Annotated in this window: 8 protein-coding genes; 2 read left to right on the top strand and 6 right to left on the bottom strand. The window is 69.5% G+C overall.

Annotation, left to right across the window (positions count from 1 at the left end; genetic code table 11):
- Positions 1-376: 376 nt before the first annotated feature.
- From C7C45_RS10510 to C7C45_RS10485, 6 genes are all read right to left on the bottom strand, one after another.
- Positions 377-1,423, bottom strand: coding sequence for a LacI family DNA-binding transcriptional regulator (locus C7C45_RS10510; protein WP_110563435.1), 1,047 nt, complete (start codon positions 1,421-1,423; stop codon positions 377-379).
- An 82-nt stretch (positions 1,424-1,505) separates the two neighbouring features.
- Positions 1,506-2,927 (bottom strand): GH1 family beta-glucosidase, encoded by a 1,422-nt coding sequence (locus C7C45_RS10505; RefSeq protein ID WP_110563434.1) that lies wholly within the window; start codon positions 2,925-2,927, stop codon positions 1,506-1,508.
- Positions 2,924-3,766: a carbohydrate ABC transporter permease gene (locus C7C45_RS10500; RefSeq protein WP_110563433.1), complete on the bottom strand. Its 843-nt coding sequence runs from the start codon at positions 3,764-3,766 to the stop codon at positions 2,924-2,926. Before C7C45_RS10500 ends, C7C45_RS10505 begins: the two co-directional genes overlap by 4 nt.
- 10 nt (positions 3,767-3,776) lie before the next feature.
- Positions 3,777-4,748 carry a carbohydrate ABC transporter permease gene (locus C7C45_RS10495; protein ID WP_110563432.1) on the bottom strand — a complete coding sequence of 324 codons (972 nt, stop codon included), beginning with the start codon at positions 4,746-4,748 and terminating at the stop codon, positions 3,777-3,779.
- Between the two features lie 109 nt (positions 4,749-4,857).
- A complete protein-coding gene (locus tag C7C45_RS10490) occupies positions 4,858-6,147 on the bottom strand; it encodes an ABC transporter substrate-binding protein (RefSeq protein WP_110563431.1) in 1,290 nt (429 codons plus the stop codon).
- A 242-nt stretch (positions 6,148-6,389) separates the two neighbouring features.
- Positions 6,390-6,944: a plasmid pRiA4b ORF-3 family protein gene (locus C7C45_RS10485; protein ID WP_110563430.1), complete on the bottom strand. Its 555-nt coding sequence runs from the start codon at positions 6,942-6,944 to the stop codon at positions 6,390-6,392.
- 150 nt (positions 6,945-7,094) lie between these two features.
- Here C7C45_RS10485 and C7C45_RS10480 point away from each other — a divergent pair, with 150 nt between their 5' ends.
- Both C7C45_RS10480 and C7C45_RS10475 read left to right on the top strand, forming a co-directional pair.
- Positions 7,095-7,841 carry a pyrimidine reductase family protein gene (locus C7C45_RS10480; protein WP_110563429.1) on the top strand — a complete coding sequence of 249 codons (747 nt, stop codon included), beginning with the start codon at positions 7,095-7,097 and terminating at the stop codon, positions 7,839-7,841.
- A 147-nt stretch (positions 7,842-7,988) separates the two neighbouring features.
- Positions 7,989-9,743 carry an ATP-binding protein gene (locus tag C7C45_RS10475; RefSeq protein ID WP_110563428.1) on the top strand — a complete coding sequence of 585 codons (1,755 nt, stop codon included), beginning with the start codon at positions 7,989-7,991 and terminating at the stop codon, positions 9,741-9,743.
- Positions 9,744-9,751: the final 8 nt, after the last annotated feature.

The raw sequence follows: 9,751 nt of genomic DNA, 5'->3' as shown, positions 1-9,751 counted from the left end.
AACCGCCGCTTGAAACCGCCCTCACGGATACCGCCACATCGGCGAAGCGGAGTGGATCACGCCCGTCGTCCACCACACGGGATCGCCGAGCCGTCGATTTGTTCGCTCTGGGAATTTCGTCCGATGGCTGAGTCACCGTGGCGGTGGAATCAGGGCCGACCGCTCCACGTTCCGCGCGGCACACCCTCCCACCCGGCGCGGGCGCACCCTCCGGGCACGGTGCGGTGCCCCCATGCCGCGCAACATCGTGCAACTTCCTGGTTGTAGTGGCCTCCAGCCGCACAGAAACCACTACAACCAGGATCGAGCGTGATCTTGCCCCTTTGACCCCGGCAATCACGGCCCCAGCGGGCCAGGCCAGGCCACGCCGGCTGGGTCAGGCGGAGGCGCGGTGGACCAGCTGGGTGTCCAGGACGATCTGTGCGGCGGGGATGTCGTCGCCGCGAATGCGGGCGACCAGCAGGCGGGCCATCTGCCGGCCCATCTCCTCCACCGGCTGGAAGACCGTGGTCAGCGGCGGGTCCGCCCGGAGGGCGATCGTCGCGTCGTCGAAGCCGATCACCGCGACGTCCTCGGGCACTCGCCGGCCGGCCTCACGCAGGGTGCGCAACGCGCCGAACGCCATCAGGTCCGATGCGACGAAGACCGCGTCCAGGTCCGGGCAGGCGTCCAACAGTCGGCGCATCCCGGACGCGCCGCTGCCCTCGCTGAAGTCGCCGTACACGATCAGGTCGGGGTTGACGCCGGCCCCGTTGGTCTTGACCGCCTCGGTGTAGCCGGTCAACCGGGCCAGGCCGACACCCATGTCCTGCGGCCCGGCGATGGTGGCGATGCGGCGCCGCCCCTGCCTCGTCAGATATTCCACCGCCTGCCGGGCCCCGCCAACGTTGTCCACGTCGACGAACCAGGCCGGCTGGGCGCCGGGTTGCAGCATCCGGGCGGGCCGACCGCCGAGCACGGCGGGCAGGCCACGCTCCTCCAGCAGCGTCGGCAGCGGGTCGGAGTCGTGCAGAGACAGCAGCAGTACGCCGTCGACGTGTTGGTTGGTCAGGTGGTGCTCGACCCGCTCCCGCTCGACGGGCGACTGTGCCATGGCCAGCCAGAGCTGCATCGGCGTCTCCAGCAGCCCGGAGCTGATGCCTCGTACGATCGCGGCGAAGAACGGCTCGGTGAAGACCCGCTCACCGGATTCGGACACCACCAGGGCGACGGAGTCGGTCCGCTGGGTGACGAGCGCACGGGCGGCCCGGTTCGGCACGTACCCCAGCTCGGCGATGGCCTGTTGGACCGCGGCCCGGGCCTCCGGGCTGACCTGTGGTGAGCCGTTGACCACGCGGGAGACCGTGCCCCGGCCGACGCCGGCGCGCGCCGCGACCGCATCGAGGGTCGGGCGCCCGAGCGACCGGGTGCGCTGCGTTGTCATCGTCTGCTCCTCCGACGGCGGGCGGACCCGGCGCCACCTGCGAGAGGTGGACGCCAGGACCGTCCTGGTGGCTGGCCCGAGCCTATTGTGCGGCCAGACCGTTGCGCCGGATCACCGAGGCGTACCACTTGGCGCTGGACTTGGGAATGCGTACCTGAGTGTCGTAGTCGACGTGGATCATTCCGAAGCGCTTGGTGTAGCCCCAGGCCCATTCGAAATTATCCATCAACGACCAGGCAAAGTATCCCCGCAGGGGCACTCCTGCGTCGATCGCCTCGTGCGCGGCGCGCAGGTGGGCGTCGAAGAAGGCCAGCCGCTCGACGTCGTCGACCTCCCCGTCGACCACCGTGTCGACGAACGCCGAGCCGTTCTCGGTGACGTACAGGGGCAGGTCGGTGTAGTCGTGCACCCGACGCAGCGTCTCGACCAGGCCCGGGGCGTCGATCTCCCAGCCCATGTCGGTGACCGGGACACCTCGGGTGACGAACCGGACGTCCTCGCTGCCCGGCCAGCACGAGGGGGCCGGGTCGGCCTCGCCGCCCTCGACCGGTGCGGCGACCACGTGCCGGCTGTAGTAGTTGACCCCGACCTGGTCCAGCGGCGCGGAGATGATCGCCAGGTCGCCGTCCTGCACGTGGGCGAAGTCGGTCACCGTGCTGAGGTCGGCCACCAGGTCCTCGGGGTACGACCCGCGCAGTAACGGATCGAGGAAGAACCGGTTCGCCAACGCGTCGATCCGCCGGGCGGCGTCCGCGTCGGCAGGGGTGTCGCTGGCCGGGTCGACCGGGTAGAGGTTTACCGTCACGCCCACCTCGGCGGTCGGCCGGGCTGCCCGCAGCGCCTGCACGGACAGGCCGTGACCGAGCATCAGGTGGTGCCCGGCGCGGACCGCGTCCGCTCCGTTGGTGCGACCGGGGGCGTGCACGCCGGAGCCGTAGCCGAGGAACGCGGAGCACCACGGCTCGTTCAGCGTGGTCCAGTAGCGCACCCGGTCACCGAGCGCGTCGGCCATCAGCGTCGTGTAGTCGGCGAAGCGGGCCGCGGTGTCCCGGGCCGGCCAGCCCCCGGCGTCCTCCAGGGGCTGTGGCAGGTCCCAGTGGTAGAGGGTCAGCCACGGCTCGATGCCGTTGGCCAGCAACTCGTCGACCAGCCGCCGGTAGAAATCCAGACCCTGCGGGTTGGCCGCGCCGGTGCCGCCGGGTTGCACCCGGGACCAGGAGACCGAGAAACGGTACGACTTGAGGCCCAGCTCGGCCATCAGCGCGACGTCGTCGCCGAGCCGGTGGTAGTGGTCGCAGGCGACGTCGCCGGTGTGCCCGAGGAGGACCCGACCGTCGGTGTGGCTGAAGGTGTCCCAGATCGACGGGGTACGGCCGTCGACGGCTGCTGCCCCCTCGATCTGGTACGCCGCGGTCGCGGCCCCCCACAGGAAACCGGGTGGAAAGGTCAGCCCGGGGCGTTCGTCGAGGACGTCGACGGCGGGTGGGCTGGCGGGGTTGCTCACGACTTGACGGCACCTTCCATGATCCCGCCGATGATCTGGCGGCCGAACACGAGAAAGACGAGTACCAGGGGGATCGTGCCGATCGCCGTGGCGGCGAACACCTGGGAGTAGTCGGTGTAGTAGGCGTACGAGAGGAAGGAGAGCGAGACCTGCAGGGTCGGGTTCTCCGGGGTGAGGATGGCGTACGGCCAGATGAACGAGTTCCAGGTCTCCATGAAGGTCAGCAGACCGAGCACACCGGCGGCGGGACGCAGCGCGGGCAGCACGATGCTCCAGTAGATCCGGAACGTGCTCGCCCCGTCGACGCGACCGGCCTCGATCAGTTCGTCGGAGATGGCCTGGCTGGCGTACTGCCGCATCATGAACACGCCGAAGGCGCTGACCAGGAACGGCACGGTGACCGCGTAGAGGGTGTCGTACCAGCCCAGGTCCTGCATCATGCCCCAGAGCGGGATGAGCCCCATCTGGGTCGGGATCATCATGGTGACGATGATCGCCAGCAGGAGGGCGTTGCTGCCCCGGAACTTCAGCTTGGCGAAGGCGAACCCGGCCAGCGAACCGGTGAGCACCACCGACACGGTGACCACCGAGGAGACGATGATCGAGTTCATCATGCCGGTGAGGAAGTTGGCGGCGTCGTTGTCGAGCACCCGCCCGAAGTTGTCACCGAACGCTCCGCCGGGGGTCAGCGGTGGCGGCACGTCGTTGATGGAGTCCAGGCTGCGGGTGCCGATCACCAGCATGTAGTAGAACGGGTAGATCGACAGCAGCGCCGCCAGGACGAGCGCAACGTAGGTCAGCGGGCTGGTGCGCCACAGGCGTTGGGAAGCCGAGGTCATCGATCTCTCCTCACTTCGCCGAGCGGCGGACGAGTAGGAAGTTGAACAGCGACACCACGACGATGATCATGAAAATCGCCCAGGCGACGGCGGCTCCGTAGCCGGCGGTGTTCAGGTTCGTGATGCCCATCTCGTACATGTACATGGCCAGCGTCTGGAACTCCCGCTGGCTGCCGCCGAGAACGTTGCCGTTGGCGAAGAGCAGCGGCTCGGTGAAGAGCTGCATGCCGCCGATCGTGGACAGGATGACCACGAAGGTGAAGGTGGGCTTGAGCATGGGCAGGGTGATCTGCCAGAACTGCCGCCACGGGCTCGCGCCGTCGATCGCCGCGGCCTCGTAGAGGTCCTTCGGGATCGCCTGCATGCCGGCGAGCAGGATCAGGGTGTTGTACCCGGTCCACCGCCAGTTGACCATCGTGGAGATGGCGAACCACGAACTCCACCGCTGCCCGTCCCAGTCGACCGGGTCGACACCGACGAGGCCGAGCAGCCAGTTGAACAGACCGAACTCCCGCTGGAACAGCATCCCGAAGACGATCGCGACCGCGGCCACCGACACCACGTTCGGCATGAAGATGGCCATCCGGAAGAAGGTCTTGGCGCGCAGGAAGGTCCGGTTGAGCAGGTTCGCCAGGAAGAGGGCGAGTAACAGCTGCGGGATGGTCGACAGGGCGAAGATGCCGAACGTGTTGACCAGCGCGTTCCAGAAGTACTCGTCGGCGAACAGCCGGGTGTAGTTGTCGAGGCCGATGAACGTGTGCTCGCCGATCATGTCCCAGTCGTGCAGTGACATCCAGGCGGTACGCACCATCGGGTACAGCCCGAAAGCGCCGAAGATCAGGAAGAACGGGGCGATGTAGAGGTACGGCGAGTACTTGACATCGAGGCGGTTGAATAACCTTCCCCGGTGACGTCGGGAAGGGACGTCGGGAGAGGGCGGTGCTGCTGGCGACGGCGGTGCCGTCGTGGCCGACAGGCTCATGCGAAATTCCTTTTCCGGCGAGGCCCGGGGGCCCTCGCGCAGGGCGCTACGCGGAGGGGACCGGCCGGTGGCGTCCGGGAGGTCCCGAACGCCACCGGCAGGGAATCACTCAGAAGGCACCCTGAGTCTTTGCGTCCTTCGTGAACTGCTCCCAGGCCTTTTCCTTGCTGGCCTGCCCGCTCTCGAACGCCCGCATGGCCGGCTCGAGCGCGTTCTCCTTCACCGCCTGGTGCTTCGGACCCAGGTGGATCGGCTGGATCTTGGCGACGCTCTCCCCGAAGATCTTGCCGGTCGGCGCGTTGCTGAAGTACTCGTTGGTGTAGCTGATGAACGCGTCGTTCTTCAGCGCCTCCAGGTTGGTGGGCAGCGGGCCCTTGGCCTTGAAGGCCTCCACCTGGCTCTTCGCGTTGGTCAGGTACTCGGCGAGCTTCGCCGCCTCCTTCGGGTACTTGCTCTGCGCCGGAACCGCGAGCCACGAGCCGCCCCAGTTACCGCCGCCGCCCGGCACGGACGCCACGTCCCACTTGCCCTTGTTCTCCGCTCCGGAGTTCTCCGAGACGATGCCGAGCATCCAGGACGGGCAGAAGGTGGCCGCGAAGGTGCCCTGCTTGAAGCCACCCGACCACTCCGGCGACCAGGTCTGCGCCTTGGCGGAGATGTCCGCCATCGAGGTGGCGGTGTCCCACGCGTTCTTCACCGCGGGGCTGGTGTCCGCGATGATGTTGTCTTCCTTGTCGTAGAACAGGTCACCGTTGCCCTGGAACAGCACGCCGTTGGAGACGGCGGTGATCGAGTCGATGAACGCCTTGCCGCCGCTGCCCTGCTTGTACTTCAGACCGGCGTCGTGGAAGCCCTTCCAGTCCGGCCAGAGCGCCGACACCTGGTCGCGCTCGGTGGGCAGACCGGCAGCCTGGAACAGGTCCTTGCGGTAGCAGACGGCGAGGCTGCCAACGTCGGTCGGGAGGCCGAGCAGCCGACCGTCCGGCGCCTTGCCCAGCTCCCACTTCCAGGGCAGGAACTCCTTGGAGTGGTCGGAGACCAACGGGTTGAGGTCGGCCCAGTTGCGCGCGTTGGGCTTGAACTCGTTGAGGATGCCCTCTTCCAGGGCGGTGACGTCCGCCGCGCCCTTGCCGGTGGCCAGGTAGCGGACCAGCTTCGGCCGATACTCGGCGAGCTGCGCCGTCTTGCGCAGCTCGACCTTGATGCCGGTGTCCTTCTCGTACTGCTTGACGAGCTCTTCGTAGCCGAACTCGCCGAAGGTGTCGACGACCAGCTTGGCCGGCTTCTCGCCGGCTGCCGGCTTGTCGTCGTCGTTGCCGCAGGCCGCGAGACCGCCGATTGCGGTGATCGCGGCCAGGGCAGCGGCCGCCAGGCGGGTACGCCGCGTGGTGACACTCATTCGCTGACCCCTCTTTCCGGTGGTGAGGCTGGATGTGTGTGGTGGGGGGTGCTCATTGCGCCAGGCCGGGGATGCGTGAGTGACCCATGCCACCTCGGGAGCGCTCCCATGAGATTGCCGGCGGGTAACGGGAGTGTCAATAGGGCGATGGGAGCGTTCCCAGATCGTTACCGCCACGCTCCCGCAGAGCTCACACCACATCCCACCTCGCAAACCACCGCATGCCGGGAGTGCGGTGGAGGTCAGCAGAAGCGGCGCAGGAGGGTGGTCGTCCGACGCGGGTCGAAGCGGTACGGATCGAAGGTGGAGCCCGCCCAGTCGCGCAGCATCGCGTGCCGCGGGTCAGCGAGGTCGTCCCCGTCGGCCAACGCGACAAGCAGCGCCTGGTAGCCCAACGGCCCGCCGATCCCCTCCGGCGGGCAGGCCCGCTCGCCGTCGCGGCAGACCGGGTATCGCTCGTCGGGATCGACGGTCAGCGCGTCCTCCACGACCAGGTCGTGCTCCCACCAGTCGGTGAAGTCGTACGTGTAGGAGAACCGGCTGCCCTTGCCGAGCACCGCGTCCAGCCGCACGTCCAGCTCGTCGTGCAGCGCCAACTCCCCGCCCGGGTCGGGCTCGCCGTACTGCACGGCGTCGATCTCGAACGTGTGCAGGTGGCAGTCCCGCCAACCCATCGCGTGCTGCACCACCCGGTGCAGCCGGTCCAGCGTGTAGCCGGCCGGAACGAGCACCCGACGCCACACCGGCGGGCGGACGCCGGCGAGCGACATCTTCAGCTGGAAGATCTGACGCGGCATGCTGTCCTGTCCTCCTGCGGCTTAGGCTGCGACCATGATCTGCCGAGCGTGCCGGGCCCGGCGGCACGACGACTGCCCGGGCCGGAACTGGTGCGACTGCCAGCACCGTACCGCCGAACCGACCCCTCCGGTCACCGGTCCGGCCACCGAATGACCGTCAGAATCCCGATCCGGCGGCTCTGGCCGGAGCCCTCGACGCAACCGCTCGACGACGACGCGCTGACCGCCCTCTACGACCGCGCCGGCGAGCCCCGGCTCCGGGTCAACTTCGTCACCAGCCTCGACGGCGCGGTCACCGTGGACGGCTACTCCGCCGGGCTCTCCGGTGAGCCGGACAAGCGGGTGTTCGGCCTGCTGCGGATGGTCTGCGACGCGCTGGTGGTGGCCGCCGGCACGCTTCGCCACGAGGGGTACCGGGCGGTCCGCCTCGACGAGCGTCGCCGCGCCTGGCGCCGCGCACACGGCCTGACCGAGTACCCGACACTGGTGGTCGTCTCCCATTCACTCGACCTGGATCCGGCGCAGGCCGCCTTCGCCGACGCGCCGACCCGCCCGATCGTGCTCACCCACGCCGACGCCGACCCGCCACCCGGCCTGACCGACGTCGCCGACCTGCTGCGCTGCGGCACCGAGCGGGTCGACCTGGCCGTCGGTCTCGCGGAGCTGCACCGCCGCGGGCTGACCCAACTGCTCTGTGAGGGCGGCCCACACCTGTTCGGCGCGCTCACCGCCGCCGACCTGGTGGACGAGCTGTGCCTGACCGTCTCGCCGCTGTTGGCGGGCCCCGGGCCGGGCCGGATCACCGCGGGCGACACCGTGCCACCGCGGCAGCTACCCCTGCGGCACGTGCTCGCCGCCGAGGACGGCGTCCTCATGCTCCGCCACGCCCGCCCCTGACGCACTGTTCCCGGCCACACACCCACCGTCAGGTGCGCGACGGGCCAGGGTGTCGTCCGCCGCGTCGCGTGGCGACCTGTCGTACTCCTCGGGCAGGATGCAGGGCATGTGCGCCGACCGTGATGCCCGACCGACCCGAGCCGCCCGATGACCGACGCCGAGCTCGACAGCCCCGGCGAGGCGGTCGGGCGGGTGCTGGGCACCGCCGACGCCACTCCGTTGCAGTTCTGGACGGCCGTGGCACCCGGCAGCTACCTCCAGCTCGACGACGTCGTGGTCACCCGGCGGGAGCTGCCCGACCGGGAGCCGGTGACGATCGCCGGCGTCGTCACCCAGGTCCGCGCTCGGCACGAGGGCGCCCAGTTCGACTCCGACGTGTTCGCCATCGCCGACGGCACGCTGCCGGCGCAGGTGCAGGAGGCGGCCGAGGTCACCACCACGCGGGTCGATCCGGAGCTCTACGTGCCGCCGACCCCGGGTGCGGTGGTGCACCGGGCCGAGGGCGACGCCCGGGCGCGTGCGCTGCACTTCGACCGGATGGAGCGGCGCATCCCGATGGGGATGGGTCGCGACGGGGTCCCGGTCTACCTCAACGCCGACTTCCTCGACGGCAGTCGGGGCGCGCACGTCTCCATCTCCGGCATCTCCGGGGTGGCCACCAAGACCAGTTTCGCCACCTTCCTGCTCTACTCGGTCTTCCGCTCCGGGGTGCTGGGCGGCGACGCGGTGAACGCCAAGGCGCTGATCTTCAACGTCAAGGGTGAGGACCTGCTCTTCCTGGACCACCCCAACACCCGCCTCGACGAGCCCACCCGAGCGGCGTACGCGAAGCTGGGTCTGAGCGCCGGCGCCTTCCCGGACGTGCGGGTGTACGCCCCGCCCCGCGTCGGTGACGCGGCCGGCACGCCGGATGTGAGCAGCCGGCTCACCGGGGTCGACTCGTTCTACTGGACGCTTGACGAGTTCTGCGCCGACCGCCTGCTGCCGTACGTCTTCGCCGACGCCGACGACGAACGCCAGCAGTACACGATGGTGGTCCACTCGGTGGCCGCGCATCTGGCCCGCTACGCCCAGCCCGCCGACGGCGGGGTGAGCATCGACGGGGTCCGGCTCGGCTCCTACGGCGACCTGGTCGACCACATCGTCGATGCGCTCAACGACGACGAGACCCGCTCCGACTGGGCCGGCAGCGCAGTCGGTCTGGGCACCGTCAACGCGTTCGCCCGGCGGTTGATCGGCAGCAAGAAGGACCTCGCCCGGCTGATCCGCGGTGACCTCGCCACCCGCCGCCCGCATTCGATCAACACCAGCGAGTCCGCGCAGGTCACCGTGGTTGACCTGCACAATCTCCCGGACCGCGCGCAGCGGTTCGTGGTCGGTGTGACGCTCAAGAGCGAGTTCGAGCGCAAGGAGAAGTCCGGCACCGCCAAGCCGTTGCTCTTCGTCGTCCTCGACGAGCTCAACAAGTACGCCCCCCGCGAGGGCTCCTCCCCGATCAAGGAGGTCCTGCTGGACATCGCCGAGCGGGGTCGCTCGCTCGGTGTGATCCTGATCGGCGCGCAGCAGACGGCGAGCGAGGTGGAGCGGCGGATCGTCACCAACTCGGCGATCCGGGTGGTCGGCCGGCTCGACCCGGCCGAGGCCTCCCGCCCGGAGTACGGTTTCCTCCCGCCCGCGCAGCGACAGCGGGCGCTGCTGGCCAAGCCGGGCACCATGTTCGTCAACCAGCCGGACATCCCGGTGCCGCTCTGCCTGGAGTTCCCGTTCCCGGCCTGGGCCACCCGGGTCTCCGAGGCGGGCCGGGCACCATCCGAGACGCTGCGCTCGATCACCCAGTCCGCCGACCCGTTCGCGGTGGTGGGCTCGGGCGGCGGCGGCACCGACGACGACATCCCGTTCTAGGGGGGCCG

The sequence above is a fragment of the Micromonospora arborensis genome (genome assembly GCF_003205615.1).
GTDB lineage: Bacteria > Actinomycetota > Actinomycetes > Mycobacteriales > Micromonosporaceae > Micromonospora > Micromonospora arborensis.
Note: the sequence above shows the minus strand (reverse complement) of the source record. Positions and strands in the feature narration are given on the sequence as shown.